Raw genomic sequence first — 24,487 nt, 5'->3', positions numbered from 1 at the left:
TAACAAGGGAGCGAGACTATGACATTCGAAGTTGAGAAAACCGCAGGCGACAGTGAATGGTTTACACATGACCGATTCGGCATGTTTATCCATTGGGGACTATATTCACTTGCAGCGAGGCATGAATGGCTGCAATCCCGGGAAAAATTGAGCGGGGAACAGTACAGCCAAAAGTATTTCAAAAGATTTGATCCCGATTTGTACGATCCCGATCTTTGGGCACAGCTCGCTTCTGACGCAGGCATGAAGTACTTCGTGGTGACGACAAAGCACCATGAGGGCTTTTGTTTATGGGACAGCAAGCTCACCGATTATAAAGCGACGAATTCGCCGGCTGGGCGAGATGTGCTAAGACCTATGGTAGATGCGTTTCGTAAACGCGATATGAAGGTTGGTTTATATTATTCCCTGTTAGACTGGCATCATCCCCATTATACGGTTGATCCGAAGCATCCGCTTCGTTTCGATGCTAATAATATCGCTGGGAACACAACGCTGGACTTCGCCAATTACCGGAACTATTTGTATGGACAAACGAAGGAATTGCTGACTGATTTCGGTCAAGTAGATCTGTTATTTTATGATTTTTCGTTCCCGGAAGAAAACGGTTTGGCGGGCAAAGGCAAGGAAGATTGGGGCAGTGAAGAGCTAGTCAAAATGATCCGCAACTTACAGCCGCACATATTATTGAACGACCGCTTACAGGTTGGCGGCGATATCACAACCCCTGAACAGTATATGCCGACCAAGTGGGTCCAGGTAAACGGAAAGCGCGTCGTATGGGAAACTTGCCATACCTTTAGTGGTTCATGGGGCTATCACCGGGAAGAAGAGTCATGGAAAAGCGTCGAATTGCTGATCAAAATGATGATTGATACCGTGAGTAAGGGTGGCAATCTATTACTGAATGTCGGCCCAACCGGACGCGGTGAATTCGATGAGCGTGCCGTAGACCGGTTGAAGGGAATGGGGGAATGGATGAAGCGACACAACCGTTCCATCTACGGATGCACACAAGCTCCGGATACATTCGTTTGCCCCGATGATTGTCGGTTAACTTACAATCCGCAGTTGAATCGCATGTACGTGCATGTGTACAGCTGGCCTTTCAAAAATATCCATCTTCACGGATTCGCCGGCAAAGTGGAGTATGCCCAATTCCTAAACGACGCATCGGAAATCAGATTTAAAGAAGGCTTTGTGCCAAGCGGTATGGATAACGGAGCCTACAAAGAAGGGCGAGATGAGCATACAGTGACCTTATCGCTTCCTGTCAAGAAACCGAATGTTACGGTGCCGGTCATCGAACTGTTTTTAAAATAAAGTGAGAAAGAATGGAGGTTGGGTAAAAACGATGAAAGTCATCACTCTTGGATACGCACCCAATCCTGCCCCACGGGTGGAAAATGGCATCCGGCTGCTGAAACAAGCGCTGCTGGACTGCGGATATGATGTGAAAGTTGAAGAAGTATCCTGGACGTGGGACAGCTATCGGTCAGTAACGGGAAGAAAAATCTATGTGGGAAACCGCAATGAATCTGACTTGCTTCGGCAGTTGGAAGAACGTGACGTACTCCTATATCACACGGAAGCTCCAGAGGGAGAAGGGTTTTATATCGCCGATTGCCCGGGCAATCTAATCACGGTTTCCGGGGGCAACGATTCCGGAATATTATACGGCTGTATGGAGCTTGCGCAGCGTGTTCGCGCTGCAAGGCTTCTGCCCGAAGATATCGCCTACGGGGACGCTCCGCGATTCGCACTTAGGGGGCCGGCGATCGGACTGCAGAAAACAACCGTCGAACCGCCCCGTCAAACGTATGAATATCCGATTACCCCCACACGCTTTCCCTGGTTTTACGACCGGTCATTGTGGCAAGATTTTCTCGACATGTTACTGGAGCAGCGGTGCAACATTGTCTATTTGTGGGCTGGCCATCCCTTCTCCTCACTAGTGAGATTGGAGGATTACCCAGAGGCGCTTGAAGTTACGGAAGAAGAGTTCGCGCTGAACGTTGAAACGTTCCGTTGGGTGGCGCAAGAAGCGGACAAACGAGGCATATGGCTCGTATTGAAGTTTTACAACATTCATATTCCGCTGCCTTTTGCGGAAAAGCACGGGTTGAAGCTGCATCAACCGAAGCCGCTGCCGTTAACTAGCGATTACTATAAGAAATCGATCGCCTCTTTCGTTCGATCATTCCCTAACGTGGGGATGATGGTCTGCCTCGGAGAAGCACTGCAGGGGCAAATCTACGGAGTGGAATGGTTTAACGAAACGATTCTAGCAGGCTTGTTGGAAGGGCTTAAGGATTCAAATGTGAAGGAAAAGCCGCCGATCATTCTACGTTCACACGCGATCGAGCCGCAAAAGGTCATTGAGGCGGCACTGCCTCTGTATCCGAATCTGTATACGGAGGCCAAATATAACGGCGAATCGTTGACCACTTATACACCTCGAGGCAAATGGCAGGACATTCATAACCGTCTAGGATCGTTGAAGACAATTCATATCGTCAATGTACATATACTTGCTAACCTGGAGCCTTTCCGATTCGGGGCGCCTTCGTTTATCCAAAAATGTATGCAGGCGGCTAAATATCGGCTGAAAGCGAACGGACTGCATCTGTATCCGTTGTTTTTCTGGGATTGGCCGTTTTCGCCGGATTTGGCGGAGCCAAGGCTGAAACAACTGGACCGCGATTGGATATGGTTCGCAGCCTGGTTCCGTTACGCTTGGAACCCGGATCGTGATCAAGCAGCCGAACGGCATTACTGGATCGAAGTGCTTGGCCGAAGATACGGCAGCCCGGAAGCAGGCGAAGCGATACTGGACGCATACGAAGCGTCCGGAGAATGTGCGCCCAAGTTGCTGCGACGATTCGGCATTACCGAAGGCAACCGTCAAACGATGAGCCTAGGGATGACTATGAGTCAATTGACGAATCCGGAACGGCACATGCCGTGGCCAGATTTATGGGAGTCCCAGTCGCCTCAAGGTGAACGGCTGGAGGAATATGTGATCCGGGAGTTGAAAGGCGAACCGCACGTCGGGGAGACCCCGCCTGAAATTATCGCTGATGTCAGTCGGCATGCGGAAGATGCCGTGCAAGCGATCCAAAGGGCGCGCAAGTTGGTGAAACGAAACTGGGATGAATTTGATCGCTTGTTCGATGACATGCATGCGATTCGTCATATGGTACATGTATATGTGCATAAAGTTCGGGCGGCATTGCTAATTTTGACTTACAAGTTTAGGGTTCAGGGGGAGTATTTCACGCAGTTGGAATGGTTGGAAGAGGCCGCTGAGCAGCTTGAGAGCAGCCTGAATAGCTACCGAGCGCTGACGGCTTTGACGGAAAAGACTTATTTATTCGCCAATAGTATGCAGACGCCGCAGCGGAAAGTGCCGATTCGTAATGGTCTTGAATTCAAGCACTGGACGGGGTGTTTGCCAGTCTATGAGTTAGAGCTAGAACGCTTTCAGTTCCATCTGGGTGAATTAAAGTCTGGCACCCTGCCTGAGGCGTTGAAGAATATGAAAGAACCGATTGTTCCATATCGGGAGGTTCCGTTCACCTTGCTGTCCGGAAACGCGGAAACATTCCTGATTGAGAAGGAAGCACAAGTGTTTGTGGATGGGGATATTCACATCGTCGGTTGTGCAGAGGAGCTGGATGGTTTAACGGGAATCCGGTTCAGCCAAATGGAAGCGGGTCTGAGCGGAGTGACGATCGATATCGAATTGCAGCAGCCATCCAAGGTGTTGATCGGCTATTTCAATTCGAAAGATGAGCAGTGGCTTCAAGTTCCAAGCTTGGAGGAAAACACACACGCGGATGACTTGGGCGGGTATGCTCCGGTATTGCAAAAAGGATTGCGTTTGTACGCGTATCCATCTGTCAATGTCCATACGTTTCGTTACGAAGCAGGGCGGCATTCGCTTGATTTCGGCAAGGGAGCTTACTTGATCTTGGGCGTCGTACCTGCTGATCTAGAAATTCGGCCAAGGAATGTCGAGCACAAAAACGACGGCATCAACACATTGGATTGGCTGTACGAGTAAGCAAGCGACAGATGGGGAGAGAGTCTATGTCCAATAAGAGATCCACACTCTGGTATACCCAGCCGGCCAAAGATTGGTTCGAAGCGCTTCCTATCGGCAACGGTCGGTTTGGCGGTATGGTGTATGGCGGCACGAACCGGGAACGCATTCAATTGAATGAGGATACGCTTTGGTCGGGGGAACCCCGGGAGACGGTCCGCTATGATGCGGAGCGGCATTTGGACCCTGTGCGTGAAATGATATTTTCGAAAAAGTACGCAGAAGCGGAGCAGATTATTGAACAGTACATGGAAGGGCCTGATATCGAGTCCTACATGCCTCTCGGGGATTTGGAGCTTATCTATGACGAAGAGGGCGAAATATCGAATTATCACAGGGAATTAGATCTGGAAGCTGGAATTGTACGGGTGCGTTACTGTCAAAATGGCTCTGTTTTCACACGTGAAGTGTTCGTATCTGCCGTTGATCAAGTGATGGCGATACGTCTGCACAGCGAGAAAAAAACCAGTTTTACTGCCGTCCTTCACAGCCCGCTGCAGTTTTCCGTACGCAAAACTTCTGTAGACCGGGTGACGCTCTCCGGCCGCTGCCCCTATCATGTTTTGCCTAACACGGTCAAATCATCCGATCCCATTCTCTATGCCGAGGGGAAAGGAATCGGCTTCGAAATCCAGCTTCAAGCAGCAGCGGAGAGCGGAAGGGTGGAAGTCAGCGGCGGGCGGATTCGCTTCAGCGGAAAAGGATCAGTTACTCTGCTGCTGGCTTCTGCTACCAGTTACAACGGCTTCGAGAAGGATCCGGTCGTACTGGGTAAAGATCCTTCAGACTTGTGTACTGCATGGGTTACGAATGCTGTACGACTGGGGTACGATCGTCTGAAAGAGCAGCATAGGAGCGAATACGCCGCACTATTTGACAGAGTTTCTATCGACATTAGCGATGGAGGGGAAAACAAAAATATTCTACCTACGGATGTCCGCATCCAAGCGGTTAAAAACGGGAATGACGATGCTGGTCTCGCTGCACTGTTCTTTCAGTTCGGGAGATATTTACTCATATCCAGCTCCCGTTCTGGTACGCAGCCGGCGAATCTGCAAGGCATTTGGAACGATAAGATCCAACCACCGTGGTGCAGCAGCTGGACAACGAATATTAATGTTGAAATGAACTATTGGCCGGCGGAGGTTGGCAATCTTGCGGAATGCCATCGACCGCTGTTTGATCTGATCGAAGATTTAAGGATCACAGGCCGGAAAGTGGCCAGTATCCATTACCGCAGCAGGGGATGGACTGCGCATCACAACATTGATTTGTGGCGTACGGCGACGCCGGTAGGCGGATCGCCCAGTTGGGCATTTTGGCCGATGGCCGGCGCTTGGTTATGCCAACACTTGTGGGAGCATTACGCTTTCAGCCAGGATGAACAATTTCTCAAACAAGTGTATCCGGCAATGAAAGAAGCCGCGCTGTTTTGTCTGGACTTTCTTATCGAGGACCCGAATGGCTATTTGGTCACCTGCCCGTCCACTTCCCCGGAAAATTTCTTCATTACCCCGGACGGCCAGCGTAGCAGTGTAACGAAAGGAACAACGATGGATTTGGCGCTAATCAAGGGATTGTTTGCCCACTGCATGGAGGCCAGCCGCATTCTAAATCTAGATGACACGTTTAGGGGACAACTTGAAACGGCATTAAGCCGAATCCCCCCGTTCCGAATCGGAAAATTCGGACAGCTGCAGGAATGGGACGAAGACTTCGAGGAGATGGAACCGGGACATCGACACATCGGACATTTGGTCGCTCTTCATCCACTGGATCAAGTTACACGACATGGACAGCCTGAGCTGTTCGAAGCCTGCAAGAAAACACTCGAACGCCGTCTTGCCCATGGCGGAGCGCACACGGGCTGGAGCTGCGCTTGGACAGTCAACTTTTGGGCGCGGTTGGGTGAGCCGAAAGAGGCGCGTCGATTCTTAAACGACTTGCTGGCTGGTCTGCACCCCAATATGATGAATGCTCACCGGCATCCGAAGGTGAAGATGAATATTTTCCAAATTGACGGTAATTTTGCCGGCATGTCAGGCATTGCGGAAATGCTGCTGCAAAGCCATGCAGGAGTGATCCAGCTCCTGCCGGCCTTACCGCTCCAGTGGAGGCGTGGTAGCGTGAAGGGATTGAGAGCCCGCGGTGGGTTTGAAATCGACATGGAATGGGAGGATGGAAAACTATCACGTGCTTTCATTAAGTCGATTGCAGGTAAGAAGTGTCGGCTATGGACCGCTCAGCCGGTTCAAATCCTCCTAAATGGACAAATCTACCGTTCGTCTAATGACAAGTCGGTGTTTGAAACAGGCGAAGGATTCTATTACGAAATCGTTCCTGTATCGGAGGTTAAAGAATGAGATATGTCAATACCGTGAAGGAATTCATTTTTGAGGAGGAGAGACCCTTCCTCAGCTGTCACGCATCCACTTTGGAACTGCTGCCAGGGGGCGATGTGATTGCCGCATGGTTCGGAGGAACAAGAGAGAAAGCCGGGGATGTTGCGATTTGGATATCGCGCAGGGGAGACAAGGGATGGACACCACCCGTGAAAGTGGCGGATCAAGAGGATGTTCCTCATTGGAATCCCGTCATTTTCCGAACGAATAAAGGCATTCTTTTTCTATATTATAAAGTCGGAACTAATATTGCCGAATGGGAAACCATGGTTATTCGTTCAACAGATAACGGACATACATGGACGTCTCCGCTTCCTTTGGTTGAGGGGGATAAGGGAGGAAGGGGACCTGTCAAAAATAAGCCGATTGTGCTGCACGACGGTACGATTGCGGCCCCTGCTTCACTGGAACCAGCCTGGGATGCATTTGTAGACCTATCGTTCGATGGAGGCGAGACCTGGACTCGAAGTGAAATCGTCCCGTTGGAACACAGCCGTATGAAAGGAAAGGGCATTATTCAGCCGACCTTATGGGAATCTGTCCCTGGAATCGTGCATATGCTCACCCGAAGCACCGAAGGGTCTATATATCGCAGCGATTCGATGGACGGGGGAAGAACGTGGTGTGCTGCGTATCCTACCGAATTACCCAACAATAACAGCGGAATTGATCTTGTGAAGCTTAACAATGGTACAATCGCGCTGATCTACAATCCTACTCGACCGGAGCACGGGAAGAATAAGGGACCGAGAACGCCGCTCGTCATTCGGCTTTCACAAGATAATGGCCATACATGGGAAAATGAAATTGTGCTGGATGAAGGTGAGAAACAGTATTCCTATCCGGCTATAGTTGCAAGCGGTCTTGACCTATATGTGACCTATACTTGGAAGCGTGAACGCATTGCCTTCTGGAAAATCACACTTGCAGATTTGGCATGATTGACCTATAGTTTGAGCGGATAACCACCATCCATCTCTCAGATGAATTCGATATAATAGACATCGTAATAGAATACACCCATAAGCAGTTATGGGATGGGAGGTCATCCATGCCAGCTGGCAGCCGATTGGACGAAAAATTGCGCGCGGGAAAAAAAGCGCTTCGTACGCTCCCCGGTGCACTCTTGCTCGGTTCGACCGGAGCGCGGTTGTGGGCCGATTATTTGGATCCCGTACCTGGTTTTTCCGGACGGTTCGATTTTATTCACAAAGTCAATATTCCTTTGTTGTTTAAGATAACGAACAATTTGGAAGAAAGCTTTGAGCCGTGCCAGACCGAATGGTTTCCGAGTCACTTGCTCATGGCATATACAGGTAATCGTCTTTCATTGGTTGAGCGCAAGTTCATCTCTTGGAACGACTGTGCAGTTTCCTGTCAGACTTGGACAAATCGAAGCAGCGAGGAGCTCGTATTACGATTGGAGACGTATGGAGATGCGTTCTCGGAATGCAAAGGGAATTATCTATATGGCATGTTTAACATCGAGCATTACAGCTTTGACATCGCAGGTGTAATTGCCGTCAGCGATCCCGCATTGTTCGAAGAAGTGCGTTTGAAACCAGGAGAATCCAAAGATATTATCGTCTCAGCGGCATTTGGAATTTCCGGTCAGGATCATACCGACTTGCTGAGGGAACGGGCTTCGGCGTATGCGGAAAGCGTTTACACAACCGATCAGGTCATAGAAAATCAGCGTAATGAGTATCAAATCTGGTTTGAAAAAACACCGACATTTACCAGCAGCGACCCTGTGTTAAATAAGACTTGGACCTATCGTTGGTTTCTGCTTCGGCATAATTTGGCAGATCCACAGTACGGTCACTTGTCCTATCCATTGTTTTACGAGGGAAGATCTCATAAAAAAAGTAAAAAACCCTTCAGCAAAGGAGGGTGGGAGTTCAGCAAGCTGATCAATCTGTCCGTTCCACTGCATCTGATGGATGCCAGATGGTATCACGATCCGATATATAGTGAAGGTCCGTTGCGAAACATGAAGAATGCACCCGGCGAAGACGGCATGTTTAGCTGCTTAACGGTAGATACCATCATGCATTCGTTTGCCAACTTCTCTTGCTGGGCCGCATATCAGCTTTATCTCGTGCATCGAAACACCGAGATGATAGCGGAGATACTGCCTGCCATGAAATCGAATATTTCGGCATGGAAGCTTGTGAACGGAAATGACCAAGATCATTTGATGATCGAACACAAACATACGCGGACGGGAAAAGAATATCAGCCAAGCTATTGGTATTTCCACCAATTTCCGAAAAATCCCAAGGACAAGGCAACCTACACCCATCTCAAAAGGGTGGACCGAGCGGTTTACCACTACTTGAACACGCTCGGCGTTGCTAAATTGTGCGAGGCAGCGGGTGACGCGGAAGCAGAAGAATTTTATCTACAAGCCGACAATATCAAGCAGGACATTCTTGACAAAATGTGGAATGAAGATACAAAGTTCTTTTACGATCTACATTATCAAACCGATGAGAAAGCGTTTGTCAAAAATATTGTCGGGATTTATCCCGGTTGGGCAGAAATCCTGGATGATCGTTTCAATGGGATGATCGAGCATCTGTTCAATGAACAGGAATTTCATACGAAGTGTCCGTTCCCGTCTGTTTCCGCGGATTGTCCTGCCTATTCGCAAGAAGGGGGCTGGATGGGCCATTTTGTCAAAGGACGGAACGGCTGCGTCTGGGACGGCCCAACCTGGCCTTATACCAATTCCATCGCGCTTGATGCGCTTGCAAAGGAAAGTAAGCGGAGAAATCATCAATTCGATCGTCAGTTTGCCTATTATCTGCGCGAATATTCGTTTCTACATTTTATGCAAAGAGATTTAAACCAGCCTGGTCTTGTTGAGCATTACAACAGTGCAACGGGCGAACCGTTAAGTGACGAACAGGAATACAATCACTCGTATTATATCGATCTGATAATTTCACATGTGGCGGGATTGACCATTGAAAAAGATGGGATTGTCCTAGATCCACTGAATACAGGATTGGATTATTTTTGCTTGGACCGTGTGAAGGTAGCAGGCACGGAAATTCGGATCACTTACCGGAAACCGGATGTGTTATCGGATATTCCGAATATCGAGGAAGGCTATTGTTTGTATGTAAAAGGCAAACTTATTTTCTCAAATCAAACGCTTTGCCGAACAGAGCTAACATGGAATGAAATGAACTTATAATGAAATGGTTTACCATGCGGACAAGGAGTGTATTCTAATGAAACGTTTCAATGGAGTTGTTGTACAGTCGGAGACGGATCCGCAACTACAAGAAGCATACCTTCCCATTCCGTATCCAAATGACAACCATGCAGCCAATTTGCTGGAACTGGACAACCGCGACCTGCTCTGCGTGTGGTTTTCGGGAAGTGGGGAGGGCAATCCTGATACCAATGTTTTGATGGCGAGATTACCTGCTGGATCAAAACAATGGACTTCTCCCGTGCAGCTTTCGGGTGACCCCGAACGATCCGAGCAAAATCCGATCCTGCATCAAGCGCCAGATGGCAAACTATGGCTGTTCCATACGTCCAACGAGCCCCATAATCAAAAAACATCGAGGATTGTTTATCGCGTATCGGAAGACTTAGGCTTTACTTGGAGTCCGACTGAAGTTTTGTTTGACGGTTTGGGCATATTTCTGAGGCATCCTCTGCTCGTGCTCAAAAATGGCGATTGGCTGCTCCCGACGTATTACTGTAAGCTTGACGGGCACTACAGCGTTGTTCAAATCAGCTCGGATCAAGGGAAAACATGGAAGGAATTCGAAGTGCAGGGAAGTACTCACCGGGTGCAAATGAACGTTGTTGAATTAAACGATGGTACGCTCTACGCGATGTTCCGGAGCCGCCAGGCGGACCGTATCTATACAAGTGTTTCTCGCGATAACGGAAAAAGCTGGACGGTTCCCGTCAAGAGTGAACTGCCGAACAACAATTCCTCGATGCAGTTCATCAAGCTGCAGAACGGCCATCTGGCTTTGATCTATAACAACTCGACCATGGAGCGTGACCAATTCAGGTGGGTCCAAAGGAAGGGCGAGTTTCGCAAGAAACCTCTGCGTACACCGCTTACGTTAGCCATCTCAGAAGATGAGGGGAAAACCTGGCCTTATTTCAGAAACGTACAGATGGCGGATTTGGAGTACAAGGATAGCGAAATCGGGTATTCCTACCCTTCGATTATCTCTACGCGTGATGGTAAGATTCATATTGCTTTTTCATATTTACGCAAAGGAATCAAACATGTTTGTCTAGCGGAAGAATGGGTAAAAGAGGGTTGAAATCATGTGCTGGAGGTGATGGTCATGAATGGTAGAATTGGTCATTTAAGTGGAGACTTGTTTTTTGACGGAAAGATGGATATTTTCATAAATCGTGAACTGGAATCGTTTACAACCACCCAGCACACACATGATTTCGTTGAAATCAGTTATGTGGGGGAAGGAAGCGGTTATCACTACATTGAAGATCAAGTGATTCCCATTAAACAGGGAGATCTGTTTGTGATTCCAATTGGAACATCACATGTATTTAGGCCGTCATCTCCGACGCAGGATAAAATGCTCGTGATATATAACTGCATTTTCCGAGTGGGGCTAATGGAGAACTGGATGCATCTTCTGCAGGAAGAATCTCACACCTACAATTCCATCACGTTTCCATGTAAGTGTCCGGAGCGGTGGCTGCATTTTCAAGATAAGCATGATACCTTCTCAACGATCGTTGACAATATGTACCGTGAATATTTGAAGCGGAGCACCGGTTTTGAGACTATTCTGACCGCTTTGCTGATCCAAATGCTGGTGATGCTGCAGCGCTTTGAATTGAAGAATGAATCGGAGGCTGTTCCTTTTCGGATGTTGGAGGAAGTCGTACATTTCATCAAATCCCATTACACACAAAACCTTACCGTTCAGCATGTGGCAGATTACTTTTTTTTAAGTGCCAGTCATTTTCAACGCTTATTTAAAAAATCAACGGGTCTGTCGTTCACGCAATACTTGCAAAACGTACGCATTCAAAAATGCTGCGAACTGTTGAAATCTTCCGATATTCCGATTTATCAAATCGCCAATCAAGTCGGTTATCAGGATATGAAGTTTTTCCATGCTCTATTCCGTAAAAAAACAGGGGTAACGCCTCGACAATATCGACAAAATTTCCAAGAGTTCGAAGATAAAGCTATAACGTATTAATTTGGGCGGGGGCTGACCATAGCTATGGAACAGCTCTTTTTTTAATTTATTAAAGTGGAGGAAAAATCGATGTGGAATCCGGATGATTACTTGGAACTTGTATATAACAACTTGAATGATGAATCTAGGCTAGCAATCAAAAAGCCATGGAATGAAAGAAAAGCCGATGTACGGTCAAAACTGCTTGAAAGTTTGGGGGAAATCCCCAATACAACAGGTGAATTGAATCCTGTTGTACTTGAGAGGATGGATAAAGGAGATCACTATCTAGAGCGTGTCATTTATACGACAGATATAAACCTTCAGGTTGCTGCATTCGTATTGAGTCCGAAACGGCTCATGGGTAAAGCGCCAACCGTGCTTGCATGGCACGGACACGGATACGGAAGCAGGGAGATCGTTGGTTTAAAGCCAGACGGAACCACGGATGATGCACCTCCGGGCATCCATCAGCATTTTGCTTTGAAACTTGTACAAAGGGGCATGATCGTCGTTGCGCCCGAGATTATCGGGTTCGGTGATCGTAGGCTGTCGGCGGACAAGGATAAGGATCCGAAAAAAAGCAGTTCCTGCTTTTCGCTTGCTTCCCGTCTGCTGCTTTATGGAAAAACGTTAGCCGGCCTGCGGATTTATGAGGCAATCAGATCACTTGATTATTTGTTAATGCGAGAGGATGTAGATCCGAATCGGATCGGATGCATGGGATTTTCCGGTGGCGGTTTAATTGCTTCGCTCAGTTCCGCTCTGGACGAACGTATTAAGGCTACCGTTATTTGTGCGTTTACAAGCACTTTTAGAGGAAGCTTATTAGCAATGAATCATTGCATTGACAATTATTTACCTTCGATTCTTCCTTACGCGGATCTTCCAGAGTTGATCGGACTGATTGCACCGAGAGCGCTGTTTGTCGAATCGGGAATCGAAGACCCGCTATTTCCAGTTGCTTCCGTACAGGAAGCTATTGTCAAACTTAAGGAGATTTATTATACCGAGGGAACCGAAGGAAAGTTTGAAGTTGATCTTTTTCCAGGAAAACATGAAGTGTCCGGAAGACAATCATACGATTGGCTAGCACGTCAGTTGAAAGCATGATTCACCTATAGAGTAAGCAATCATCACCTATAAGTTAAAAAGTCGATGGATGTATAATGAACTGAAACCGTTATCATCGGGAAGTTTGAAACAGACTATCGGAGGTGCCGCAATGGGGCGCATTCTTTTGAATCACGTGGAAAAACGTTATGGTAAAGATGGTGGATATGCTGTCAAAGATTTCCATTTGGAAATACACGACGGAGAATTTCTTGTCATGGTAGGTCCGTCAGGCTGCGGTAAATCAACGACACTCCGAATGATCGCCGGCTTGGAGGATATAACATCGGGAGAACTTTATATCGGAGATCAATTGGTCAACCATTTGCCGCCGAAGGATAGGGATATTGCGATGGTATTTCAAAACTACGCCTTATACCCGAATATGAGCGTGTACGAAAATATCGCGTTCGGTTTGCGCTTGCGTAAGATGCCCAAACACGAGATCGATCAAGCAGTTAAAAAATCGTCGAGGATACTGGAAATCGAACCTTTTCTGGACAGGAAGCCTAAGCAGCTATCCGGCGGTCAGCGTCAACGTGTAGCCCTCGGCCGAGCCATTGTCCGTGATCCCCAAGTTTTCTTAATGGATGAGCCACTATCCAATTTGGATGCTAAACTTAGAGTCCAAATGAGAACGGAGATCATTAAGCTTCACAAGCAGCTTGGCGTGACGATGGTGTACGTGACGCATGATCAGGTGGAAGCGATGACAATGGGACATCGCATCGTCGTCATGAAAGACGGCATTATCCAGCAGGTAGATACTCCGCAGAAGATTTACAATCATCCAAGAAATATGTTCGTTGCCGGATTTATCGGGACGCCGCCGATCAATTTAATTGAGGGCAAAATTATGGAAAGCACGGACGGCAAGCTAGAGTTTCATACAAACCGGTATTATTTGGAAATCCCTGCGAGTCAATCGAACATTTTAAAGATGAAAAACAAAGTAAACAGAACCGTCGTTTTAGGAATTCGCTGTGAGAATATCCATGTAAATCCGGCTGTGAGTGAAGCTACCTCCTATGCTCAAATTAACGGGATTCAAAAGATCAACGAATTGATGGGGGCGGATATGTATTTATACATGGATATCGGAATGCCCAATCTACTGATTGTTCGAACCCGAGCCGATCACGACTTTGAGGAAAACGAGAAGCTTATTCTGTCTCTCGATATGCAGAAAGCACTATTTTTTGATAAGGATTCAAAGGACAATCTATTGTACTAAATAGACAGCGGAGGGATGAAGTTGAAGGTGTTTTTTCGAACCCGGGTATGGATTTCAACGATGCTGGCGCTCGTATGTATGCTCAGTCAAACGCTTCCCGGTTTAGCGGATACCAGCCTTTCATCGGGGGCAGATTCGAAGACAACGAGCATGGAAAATCAGACGAATTCATCCAAGCAACTGGATCCTTATTATTTTGAAAAGCTTGATCAGTGGAAAAAGGAAGGCGCTTCGACCGATCACATGGGGAAAATGACCATACCTGGCTCGAAGCTGGTTGGTCAGTCGGAGAACGCGGCTGTTTCTATAGGATCCTATAACGAGAAAAACGGCGTTTTGATCTGGAGTGCCGCAAGGGATGAATGGATCGAATACGAAGTGGATGTGGCGCAAGGCGGGTTGTATACGATCGAAATGTCATACAATCCTTTCGTCGGTACGAAATACCGCAAGCCGATTGCGTTAAATCTGACCGTTGATGGCTCAAGCCCTTATTTGGAATCAAAATCGGTCGAGTTATACCGGCAATGGAAGGATAAGTTTCCGATTCGCAAAGACGACAAAGGCGATGAGATTCGCCCAACAGCTGATGACAAATCCGGATGGTTATCTTGGGAGCTGCGCGATTTGTCTGGCGTATACGAAGAGCCGCTAACCTGGTATTTGAAACCAGGGAAGCACAGAATCCGGTTGGCGGGCAGTGATCCTTTTGCACTTGAATCGATAACGTTAAAAGCGCCAGACCAAACAACCGACTATAAAACCGTGAAAAGCAAGTGGCCAACAGGTGCTCCTACAGTACAAGCGGACCCGATTGTGATCGAAGCCGAACAGATGCAATGGAAGAACGATTCATCCATATCCCTGGCCTACGATAACGATATCGCTACTACACCCAGTGTACGTGGGCACATTACTTACAATGTGATAGACGGTTCCCGGTGGTCATCGAATAATCAAGAGATCAGCTGGAACTTCGACGTACCGGAAACCGGTTACTACAAAATTGCGATGCGCGCGGATCAATCTTACGTATCTAACCGCTCCTCGTTCCGTCAGATTATGATCAACGGCAAAGTGCCGTTTTCGGAACTAAAGGCCTATCGGTTTATGTACTCATCAGGCTGGAAAGGTATTACATTGTCCGACGATCGAGATAATCCTTACGAATTTTACTTGAAAAAAGGGACCAATACGATCTCGATGCGCGTCACATGGGCTCCTCTCGGTTCAATTTCTTCTGATTTGGATCATACGATAAGTGAATTGTCGAAGCTATCCGCTGATTTAAGAACGCTGACCGGCGGGGTGGACGATAAAAACCGAACATGGGATTTCAAAAAAGACCTTCCCACCTTTGTCGAACAATTACAAGGCGTACATGATGATTTGGATGGGGTTCGGGCACGTATGGCAACCATCAATGGCCGTCCAGATGCTGTTGCGCAAGCGCTTGTGACTGTTCAGAAAGATATGGAAGACTTGCTGAAAAACCCAGATGAAATTCCGTATAATGCAAGCATCCTGAACAGGCTGCAAGGCAGGGTGGCCGAACAAATCAAGCAGCTCACCTATCAACCTCTCCAATTGGATCGTATTTATGTCGTGCCTGCTGAGCAGCCGTTTCCGAATATGTTACCGACCTTCTACGAAAAATGGGAAGGGGCAATCATCAATTTTATCGATTCCTTCAAATCAAAAAGAACGACAAACAAGGATGAGATGGTGCTTGATGTCTGGATGCTCCGAGGACGGGATTACGTTAATATGCTGCAAGGTCTGGCGGATGAGATGTTTACACCGCAAACCGGAATCAAAGTTAGAGTGAATCTGCTCAAAGATGAGAAACTGCTTGTTATGATGAATGCGGCAGGAATTGCGCCTGACGTTGCGTTAGGCTTGCAGCAGCAAATTCCGTTCGACTATGCGATTCGCGGTGGCATCTATAATCTGAAGCAATTTCCGGACTTCGACGAGTACTATAAGCAGTTTTCCCCGGGTACGTGGCCGGCTTTCTATTATAATGGCGGTTACTACGCCGTACCGGAAACACAGGAGTTTCGAGTGATGTACTATCGGAAAGATATTTTACAAAAATTAGATCTGAAAGTACCGGATACATGGGATGATCTTTACAAAATGCTGCCTGTGCTTCAGCAGAACGGTATGAACTTCACGCCGGTTAACGACCACGGTATATTCCTGCAGATGCATGGGGCGGAATACTATTTGCAAGACGGCTCGAAAACGGGGCTGACTACAGAGAAAAGCTTCAATGCGTTTAAACAATGGACCGAGCTGCAAAACAAATATGCGATCGATCAACAAATGGATAGCTTCTACCAGCATTTCAGAGACGGGTCGTATCCTCTTGGTATTGCCGATTTGAATACGTATCTGCAATTGAATGTAGCGGCTCCCGAACTGAATGGTTTGTGGGGGGTAGCTCCTGTGCCCGGTGAACGGCAGGATGATGGAACGGTTGCCAGGTGGATGGGTGGAAACATGTATTCTTCGATGATTATGAAAAACGCCAAGCATCCGAAGGAAGGTTGGGAGTTTCTGAAATGGTGGACTTCGGCGGAAGTACAGGAAAGGTTCGGCACAGATTTGGAAACGCTCAACGGCGTGACGTTCCGCTGGTTTACATCGAATATGGATGCATTCACTCAGCTTCCCTGGAAGGAAGATGATCTGCAAGCGATTTTGGAGCAATGGAGATGGTACAGGGAAGTTCCGAATGTACCAGGCGGCAGCTATCTAATGGAGCGCGAATTGAAAAATGCATGGAACCGAACCGTCATTGACGGGATGAACTACCGGACTTCGCTCGAACTGTCCGCGAAAGAATTGGACCGCGAAGTCCAAAGAAAACTGCAGGAATTTAAATTTGTCGACGGAAACGGAAAAATGGTAAGGTCATTGGACTTGCCGGTTATTACAAAGCCGTGGGAAGGGGTGGATAAGTATGTTAAAAAGTGAGCCGCTAGTGCTGCCTAGTGTTCATACTTCCACAAAACGAGTGAAGAAAAAGGATCGTACGCTGCTGCAAACGATTTGGTCATATCGGGTGTCTTATTTATTCATAGCGCCATTTATGATCTGTTTCATTCTATTTATCTTCCTTCCTGTTCTTTCTGCGATCGTACTTAGTTTTACGTATTATAATTCCATTGAACCTCCTCGATTCGTTGGCTGGGACAATTTCCGTTACATGATATCCCAGGATTTGACTTTGCTCAAATACGCGCTGCCGAACACCATTACATTTGCGTTACTCGTCGGACCAGGCGGATATATAGCAGCTTTTTTACTAGCGTGGCTGATCTCGATCCTGCCAGGTATCTATCGCAAATGGTTTACACTCGCTATGTACACGCCTTCTTTGGCAGGCACGATAGCGATTGGCATTATATGGGTTCCTATGTTATCAAGCGATCGAATTGGTTATTTGAATAGTGTTCTTCTGAAATTCGGATTCATTGCCGAACCCAAATTGTGGGCTACCAGCAAAGAGTATTTGATGAGTTCCATGGTTTTTGTCACACTTTGGAAAAGTATGGGGATCGGGTTCCTAGCCATGCTGGCCGGTATTTTGAATGTGAATCCGGAGCTGTACGAAGCAGGCAAACTGGACGGCATTCGCAGCAGGCTGGAAGAAATTTGGTACATAACAATTCCCTCCACAAAGCCGCAAATGTTGTTCGGAGCTGTCATGGCTATCGTCGGTGCGATTCAATCCGGAGAAATAGGCCAGACGCTTTCGGGTATGAATCCGACGCCGCAATATTCGGGCCATGTTCTCCTGACTCACATGCACGACTATGGATACACCCGTTTTGAGCTCGGTTATTCGACGGCGTTATCCGTCCTTCTGCTTATATTTATTTACTTTGCTAACAAGCTGTGCGAGAAGCTGTTCGGCACGAAGGAGGGCGAATAAATGAGCGTCGCGGGAACTCTTCGAAATTTCAATTCGTGGCGAAAACGGAAAAGGCCGCGCAGATTTAGTCATATGGAAAAGATCTCAATTGTCATTCTCGTTTTGATGAGTATTTTTTTGCTGCTGCCGCTGGTCTACATATTTAATCACGCATTTAAGCCATATGAGGAATTGTTCATTTATCCGCCGAACATATTCGTGAGGCATCCTACTCTTCAAAGCTTTATGGAATTAGCGTCCATAACGAAGGGGACGGCAGTTCCGATCACGCGATATTTATTTAACAGTGTGATTGCCACTGCACTTGGTGTTACTGCAATCGTTATTGCAAGTGCCATGTGCGCTTATCCGATTTCCAAGCATAAATTTCCTGGTCATAAGATGATATTCGCGACGATACTTTTGACACTGTTGTTCGTTCCTGAAACGGTTTCGATTCCCAGATATTTGATCATCAGCCAATTGGGCATTTTTAACACGTACTGGGCACATGTCCTTCCGCTCGTAGCTGTGCCGACAGGTGTTTTTCTGATGAAGCAGTTTATCGATCAACTCCCGGATGAATTGCTCGATTCTGCTCGGATGGACGGGGCCAAAGAGTTTACGCTTTTTTTAAGAATCGTTATTCCCGTCGTTATGCCTGCGATTATGACAGTCAGCATCATTGCATTTAACTCGGCATGGCTCAGCACGGAAGCATCGGAAAACTTTATTCAGGATGAGGAATTAAAAACGTTTCAGTTCTATGTGCAAACTTTGACCTCCGGTTTGGCGAACAGTGTGTCAAGGCAAGGTGCTGCGGCTGCGGCTGCGATGATCCTATTCTTACCTAATTTCATCATGTTTTTGACGTTCCAAAGTAAGGTCATTGCGACAATGGCACATTCCGGTATCAAGTAATGTTCATAGCAGATTGAGGGGGGATAATGTACCGATGGGTATTCAACAAAACGGGCGAGAAGTGGATAAATGGGGACGGTTTGAACTGGCGTTAAAAGGACCGTCCGAAGGAAACCCGTTTCAGGAGGTTCTGCTATCCGCCCGATTTCAATACAAGAACCTCGTTATAGAGCCTGATGGCTTTTACGATGGAAACGGAACGTACCGGATCCGCTTCATGCCTGATCGAGCTGGCGTCTGGCGCTATGTTACCCAAAGCAATCATAGTGATCTTGATGGTCATTACGGTGAATTCTTATGTGTCGAGCCGCCCCCCGAGAACCATGGTCCAGTGCGAGTGAAGGATCATTATTTATTCGCGTATGAGGACGGTACGCCGTGTATGCCGTTCGGCACTACCTGCTATCATTGGACCCATCACGGAGACGAGCGGCTTGAGGAGCTTACTCTTCAATCATTGAAAGATTCTCCGTTCAATAAAGTGAGGATGTGTCTTTTACCTACACGCGATATGAAGCCTCCACTTCGGTTGGCTTTCGCTGGAACGTGTCCGGAGGATGTGGATAAAACGCGGTTCAATACCGAATTTTTTGCCCACTTAGAAAAGCGGATCGATGATTTGATGCAGCTTGGCATAGAGGCCGATCTCGTCTTATTTCATCCCTACGATAAAGGGTTTTGGGGCGTCGATAACATGGACGCGGAATCCGATACCTTTTACTTACGCTACGTGATCGCACGTCTTTCCGCTTTCCGGAACGTATGGTGGTCGCTTTGTAATGAGTACGACTTTAATTCATTCAAAACAGTTGAAGATTGGGATCGTCTGATCCAATTCGTACAGCATAAGGACCCGTACCAACATCTTCGTTCGATCCATAACGGGACGAAGATGTACAAATCTTCCTGGTTGTACGATTTCTCCAAGCCTTGGATTACTCATCAAAGCATACAGCACTGGGATGCGGAGCTTACGACAAGCTGGCGGGAGGCGAATCCGAAACCGATCGTCATTGACGAAATATCCTATGAAGGCAACAGCTCTAGACGTTGGGGCAATATTTCTGGAGAGGAAATGACCCACCGATTTTGGGAAGCCATGTCCCGAGGCGGGTTTGTCGGGCATGGTGAATCATTCATTGACAAGGAGACAAGGGCCTGGATATCCTCCGGGGGTAAACTGTATGGAGAGAGTACGGAGAGAATCGCTTTTTTGCGAAAAATTATGGAGGAAGGTCCTGCAGATTGGATGAAAGCTTGGCAGCAAAGAGAGTATGGGCTTCAGTATTTCGGTTATCATCAGCATGCCTATACGTTTGTTAATCTCCCTGAAAATGCTTCCTATCGCTTAGAGATCATCGATACTTGGAACATGACTATTACGCCGGTTAAAGGCACGTTTCGCGGACGAAGCAAGGTGGACCTCCCCGGAAAACCTAATCTCGCATTGCGTATTTTGAAGGTTTGAGTAGAAAACCTGGAAGGAGGAGGTCAGACTGAGAGTAACCAAGGAAGTGAAACGTTGGGGTGTATTTGAGTTGATACTGGAAGGTCCCTCAGATGGAAACCCGTTCACTGACATACGTCTCTGCGCCATATTCAAGAAGGAACGGCATGTTGCTGAAGCGGAAGGATTTTACGATGGCAACGGAAAATACCGTATCCGGTTCATGCCGGAGGAAGAAGGCGTATGGTCGTATGCAACGTCAAGTAATTGTTCGGATTTGGACAGGATATCGGGAGAATTTACCTGCACTAACCCAGAAGCCGGCAATCACGGACCTATTCGGGTAAAGAATGCTGTTCATTTTCAGTATGCGGATGGAACTCGGTTCACCCCGTTTGGCACGACGTCTTATGTATGGCATTTGCAAAGTGATGAACTTCAGGCGCAAACGCTGCTTACGCTGCAGAATTCGCCATTTAACAAAATCCGCATGTGTGTGTTCCCGAAAAACGATGGGTTTAATTACGCTGAGCCAAGTGCCTATCCTTTTGAAGGCTCGTCAGAACAAGGATTTGATTATAGCCGTCTTCGCCCGGATTATTTTGCCCATTTGGAGAAAAGGGTAAAGGATTTGGCAGATTTGGGCATACAGGCGGACCTCATTTTGTTTCATCCGTACGACGAGGGACGTTGGGGCTTCGATGAGATGTCTTCGGATGAGGACGATCGATATCTACGCTATGTCATCGCACGACTGGGTGCATACCACAACGTATGGTGGTCGCTCGCCAATGAATACGATTTAATGAAGTGTAAAAGTCTTGAGGATTGGAAGCGCTTATTTCGAATTGTTCAGGAATACGATTATGGCGGACATTTGCGCTCGATCCATAATTGTCAAACATGGTATGACTTCGGAGTTCCATGGGTGACGCATGCGAGCATCAAACATACCGACGTGAGAATTGCATCGGAATGTACCAAGCATTATGGTAAACCGGTCATTATCGATGAATGCGGTTACGAGGGAAATCTGGATACCATGTGGGGCAGTTCGACCCCTGAAGAGTTAGTTTGCCGGATTTGGGAAGGAAATTGCCGTGGAGGCTATGTTACTCACGGAGAAACGTATTTGAATGCGGAGCAAGTTCTTTGGTGGTCGCATGGGGGGGAACTTCATGGACGAAGCGTTCGGAGAATCGAATTTATGCGCGGCATTCTTGAGGATGCGCCGGCTCATATGACTTACAGCAGTGATCGGCTTGATGCCGCAACGTTGGAGGTAAGAGGCGAATTTTATTTACAGTACTTTGGCCCGCATCGTTTTGCATTCCGCGAATTTGCACTGCCAGATGGGAAATATGAGGTTGATCTGATCGATACATGGAATATGACGATCACGCCGCTTAGCGGGATATATGAAGGTCGATTCCGAATTGATTTGCCTGCAAAGCTTTATTACGCATTGCGAATACGAAAAATGACCGATTCGTCTAATAAATAGCTTGATCAAGGAGAGATGTCATTGGAACATATACGGAAATCAACTGGTGTTACAAAGCTGTGGTATGAAAAGCCGGCAAAAACGTGGAATGAGGCATTACCGATCGGCAACGGACGTCTGGGTGCGATGATATTTGGAAAAGTAAATCAAGAACGGCTGCAATTAAACGAAGACTCGGTTTGGTACGGCGGACCGGTGAACGGAGACAATCCAGATGGTCGGCGATATTTTCCGGAAGTAAGGCGTTTATTAAGTAAAGGGAAACAAATTGAGGCAGAAGAGCTGGCGCAAATGGGGTTAATGTCCAATCCCAAATCCATGCGTCCCTATCAACCGTTGGGTGATTTGCATTTCTACCACGACGGGGAAAAAAAGATGATTTCCAATTATTACAGGGACTTGGACATTGAGCAGGGTATCGCCCATGTTAGCTATTGCCTAAATGATGTCCAGCATGAGAGGGAATTGTTCAGCAGCGCGGTCGATCAGGTGATGGTTATCAGGATCACGTGCAATCGGCCTGCAACATTGAATCTCAGGATGCATTTGAGCCGAAGACCGTTTGATGAAGGTACACAAAGGATAGCCAACGATACATTGGTAATGAGCGGAGAAAGCGGAAAAAACGGAGTGACGTACTGCACGGCTGTAAAAGCTGTTCCAGAAGGCGGAACGGTGGATGCAATCGGTGATTTCCTCACTGTTCATCAGGCGGAAGCTGTTACCATCTATCTTTCGGCTGCAACAACATTTCGACATGAGGACCCTCAAGCCGAGTGTATGCAACAGTTGGTTCATGCGGCAAGTAAGGGATACGAAAGGGTCAAGCAGGATCACGTTTCGGATCATACTTCTAAATTTGGACGTGTAAAGCTGGAGTTGGGACGTCCTAAAGATGCCAGTGAAATCGAATTACTGCCTACTGATGTCAGACTTCAACGGTACAAAGACGGTGGTGAAGATCCAGGGCTCATTTCTCTGTTTTTCCAATATGGCCGTTATTTGCTTATGGCTAGTTCCCGTCCTGGTTCGAATCCTGCGAATTTGCAGGGCATTTGGAATGAAAGTTTTACACCGCCATGGGAATCAAAATACACAATCAATATTAACACAGAGATGAATTACTGGCCTGCGGAAGTTTGTAATTTGTCTGAATGCCATGAGCCATTGTTTGATTTGATCGATCGTATGCGGCCTCATGGCAGGAAAACGGCGCAGAAGGTGTATGGTTGCAATGGATTCGTCGCTCACCATAATACCGATATGTGGGGATCCACGCAAATTGAAGGGAATCATATTCCAGGTTCGATTTGGCCGATGGGTGCCGCTTGGTTGTCCCTGCACCTCTGGGAGCATTACCGGTTCGGCTTGGATGAATCATTTCTCCGAGAACGGGCGTATCCGGTTATGAAGGAAGCGGTTGAATTCTTCCTGGACTATTTGTTTGAAGATGAAAAGGGACGTCTTGTTACGGGTCCTTCCACTTCTCCCGAAAATAAATTCATCGGTCCTGACGGAAGCGTAGGTTGTCTGACTATAGGGCCTTCCATGGATACCCAAATCATTTATACATTAATCAGTGCATGTATTGAGGCTGCCGACATTCTTCAAACGAATGAGACGATACGGCCGAAATGGGAAACTACACTTCACAAGCTGCCGCAGCCGCAAATCGGCAAGCACGGACAGCTGCAGGAATGGGTGGAGGACTGGAATGAAGTGCATCCGGGCCACCGTCACATCTCTCATTTGTTCGCGCTACATCCCGGAGAAATCATTCATGCAAGGCATACGCCGGAATGGGCGCAAGCGGCGAAAAGGACGCTGGAACGCAGGTTGGAGAACGGGGGCGGCCAAACGGGATGGAGCCGTGCTTGGATCATTAATTTTTTTGCTCGCTTGGAAGACGGTGAACAAGCCTATGAGCATGTTCGCTTGCTGCTTTCCCTCTCGACACTTCCGAATTTGTTTGACAATCATCCACCTTTTCAGATTGACGGTAATTTCGGCGGAACGGCGGGAATTGCCGAAATGCTTCTGCAATCGCACCGTGGGGAGATTGCACTGCTTCCGGCTTTACCGAAGGCATGGATGCGTGGTAAAATCAGCGGTTTTCGCGCCCGTGGCGGTTTCGAGATCGAGATGGAATGGGAGGAAGGCGAGCTTACGCGCTGTGTCATTAAAGCGACGAAAAGCCAATTATGCACCATAACGTGCAGACGCCCGCAGTCGTCTCTTATCGTGGAAATGGATGGGATGCCGGTTGAAACCATTACCTCAGAGTTTTTGACTAAGTTTGAGGCTGTTGAGGGTAAAACGTATGTGCTCGTAGCGGGGAAGCAAACACAGTTTAAAGAAGCGAAGATGGTAACCAACATATAACGTTGGAAATAGGATCATACACAAGGCCACCGTTATCGGTGGTTTTGTTTCATTCTATCGATTTTTTGGACATCCTTGGCTGCTCTTTGGACTTTAGATTCAAGCCACGTTCGGACTGAAGTCGCTGCGAGGGAACACAGTCCTGTGTTCCTGCGCTGTAACGATGTTTTACACACTACAAATGCATCAAACCTAACATGAAAATATTGTTAGAATAATTTCCTATATTAGGAATAATATGATGTATTTTCGTGGA

15 protein-coding genes are annotated in these 24,487 nt (G+C 47.3%); all 15 read left to right on the top strand.

The genetic code is table 11. The annotated features are described in order from the left end of the window. Positions 1-18 precede the first annotated feature (18 nt). The 15 genes from ASD40_RS02145 to ASD40_RS02075 all read left to right on the top strand — a co-directional run bounded on the left by ASD40_RS02145 (position 19) and on the right by ASD40_RS02075 (position 24,231). Positions 19-1,323, top strand: a complete 1,305-nt coding sequence (locus ASD40_RS02145; RefSeq protein WP_057301709.1) for an alpha-L-fucosidase — start codon at positions 19-21, stop codon at positions 1,321-1,323. Between the two features lie 31 nt (positions 1,324-1,354). Then, positions 1,355-4,066: a hypothetical protein gene (locus ASD40_RS02140; RefSeq protein ID WP_057301708.1), complete on the top strand. Its 2,712-nt coding sequence runs from the start codon at positions 1,355-1,357 to the stop codon at positions 4,064-4,066. A gap of 26 nt (positions 4,067-4,092) precedes the next feature. After that, entirely contained in the window at positions 4,093-6,468 is a 2,376-nt protein-coding gene (locus ASD40_RS02135; protein WP_082562028.1) for a glycoside hydrolase family 95 protein, read from the top strand. Further along, a complete protein-coding gene (locus ASD40_RS02130) occupies positions 6,465-7,448 on the top strand; it encodes a sialidase family protein (RefSeq protein WP_057301707.1) in 984 nt (327 codons plus the stop codon). Before ASD40_RS02135 ends, ASD40_RS02130 begins: the two co-directional genes overlap by 4 nt. Positions 7,449-7,558: 110 nt before the next feature. Next, the gene (locus ASD40_RS02125; protein WP_057301706.1) at positions 7,559-9,712 is read left to right on the top strand and encodes an MGH1-like glycoside hydrolase domain-containing protein; all 2,154 of its coding nucleotides are present in this window, start codon (positions 7,559-7,561) and stop codon (positions 9,710-9,712) included. 37 nt (positions 9,713-9,749) lie between these two features. Next, positions 9,750-10,814 (top strand): sialidase family protein, encoded by a 1,065-nt coding sequence (locus ASD40_RS02120; protein ID WP_057301705.1) that lies wholly within the window; start codon positions 9,750-9,752, stop codon positions 10,812-10,814. Between the two features lie 24 nt (positions 10,815-10,838). Beyond that, a complete protein-coding gene (locus tag ASD40_RS02115; RefSeq protein ID WP_057301704.1) occupies positions 10,839-11,729 on the top strand; it encodes an AraC family transcriptional regulator in 891 nt (296 codons plus the stop codon). Positions 11,730-11,798: 69 nt separating this feature from the next. Then, positions 11,799-12,821, top strand: coding sequence for a dienelactone hydrolase family protein (locus ASD40_RS02110; RefSeq protein ID WP_057301703.1), 1,023 nt, complete (start codon positions 11,799-11,801; stop codon positions 12,819-12,821). Positions 12,822-12,933: 112 nt separating this feature from the next. Then, positions 12,934-14,055: an ABC transporter ATP-binding protein gene (locus tag ASD40_RS02105; RefSeq protein ID WP_057301702.1), complete on the top strand. Its 1,122-nt coding sequence runs from the start codon at positions 12,934-12,936 to the stop codon at positions 14,053-14,055. Between the two features lie 15 nt (positions 14,056-14,070). Continuing rightward, positions 14,071-17,037 carry an extracellular solute-binding protein gene (locus tag ASD40_RS02100; RefSeq protein WP_057301701.1) on the top strand — a complete coding sequence of 989 codons (2,967 nt, stop codon included), beginning with the start codon at positions 14,071-14,073 and terminating at the stop codon, positions 17,035-17,037. Beyond that, a complete protein-coding gene (locus ASD40_RS02095; protein WP_057301700.1) occupies positions 17,024-17,998 on the top strand; it encodes a carbohydrate ABC transporter permease in 975 nt (324 codons plus the stop codon). The genes ASD40_RS02100 and ASD40_RS02095 overlap by 14 nt, the downstream gene beginning before the upstream one ends. Further along, a complete protein-coding gene (locus ASD40_RS02090; RefSeq protein WP_057301699.1) occupies positions 17,999-18,898 on the top strand; it encodes a carbohydrate ABC transporter permease in 900 nt (299 codons plus the stop codon). Between the two features lie 34 nt (positions 18,899-18,932). Then, entirely contained in the window at positions 18,933-20,366 is a 1,434-nt protein-coding gene (locus ASD40_RS02085; protein ID WP_057301698.1) for a DUF5060 domain-containing protein, read from the top strand. Between the two features lie 46 nt (positions 20,367-20,412). After that, complete coding sequence (locus ASD40_RS02080; RefSeq protein ID WP_235549139.1) at positions 20,413-21,849, top strand: DUF5605 domain-containing protein; 1,437 nt, start codon at positions 20,413-20,415, stop codon at positions 21,847-21,849. Between the two features lie 21 nt (positions 21,850-21,870). Then, the gene (locus ASD40_RS02075; RefSeq protein WP_057301696.1) at positions 21,871-24,231 is read left to right on the top strand and encodes a glycoside hydrolase family 95 protein; all 2,361 of its coding nucleotides are present in this window, start codon (positions 21,871-21,873) and stop codon (positions 24,229-24,231) included. The last annotated feature ends 256 nt before the right edge of the window (positions 24,232-24,487 follow it).

Source organism: Paenibacillus sp. Root444D2 (assembly GCF_001426375.1).
GTDB lineage: Bacteria > Bacillota > Bacilli > Paenibacillales > NBRC-103111 > Paenibacillus_E.
The sequence above is the reverse complement of the archived record's forward strand: the minus strand, read 5'-3'. Positions and strand labels throughout refer to the sequence as shown.

Bases quoted from the DNA above. Each gene is read 5' to 3' on its own strand.
- ASD40_RS02085 (WP_057301698.1), top strand. From the start codon at position 18,933: ATGGGTATTCAACAAAACGGGCGAGAAGTGGATAAATGGGGACGGTTT.
- ASD40_RS02130 (WP_057301707.1), top strand. From the start codon at position 6,465: ATGAGATATGTCAATACCGTGAAGGAATTCATTTTTGAGGAGGAGAGA.
- ASD40_RS02125 (WP_057301706.1), top strand. From the start codon at position 7,559: ATGCCAGCTGGCAGCCGATTGGACGAAAAATTGCGCGCGGGAAAAAAA.
- ASD40_RS02105 (WP_057301702.1), top strand. From the start codon at position 12,934: ATGGGGCGCATTCTTTTGAATCACGTGGAAAAACGTTATGGTAAAGAT.
- ASD40_RS02115 (WP_057301704.1), top strand. From the start codon at position 10,839: ATGAATGGTAGAATTGGTCATTTAAGTGGAGACTTGTTTTTTGACGGA.
- ASD40_RS02120 (WP_057301705.1), top strand. From the start codon at position 9,750: ATGAAACGTTTCAATGGAGTTGTTGTACAGTCGGAGACGGATCCGCAA.
- ASD40_RS02140 (WP_057301708.1), top strand. From the start codon at position 1,355: ATGAAAGTCATCACTCTTGGATACGCACCCAATCCTGCCCCACGGGTG.
- ASD40_RS02135 (WP_082562028.1), top strand. From the start codon at position 4,093: ATGTCCAATAAGAGATCCACACTCTGGTATACCCAGCCGGCCAAAGAT.
- ASD40_RS02100 (WP_057301701.1), top strand. From the start codon at position 14,071: ATGAAGTTGAAGGTGTTTTTTCGAACCCGGGTATGGATTTCAACGATG.
- ASD40_RS02095 (WP_057301700.1), top strand. From the start codon at position 17,024: ATGTTAAAAAGTGAGCCGCTAGTGCTGCCTAGTGTTCATACTTCCACA.
- ASD40_RS02090 (WP_057301699.1), top strand. From the start codon at position 17,999: ATGAGCGTCGCGGGAACTCTTCGAAATTTCAATTCGTGGCGAAAACGG.
- ASD40_RS02145 (WP_057301709.1), top strand. From the start codon at position 19: ATGACATTCGAAGTTGAGAAAACCGCAGGCGACAGTGAATGGTTTACA.
- ASD40_RS02110 (WP_057301703.1), top strand. From the start codon at position 11,799: ATGTGGAATCCGGATGATTACTTGGAACTTGTATATAACAACTTGAAT.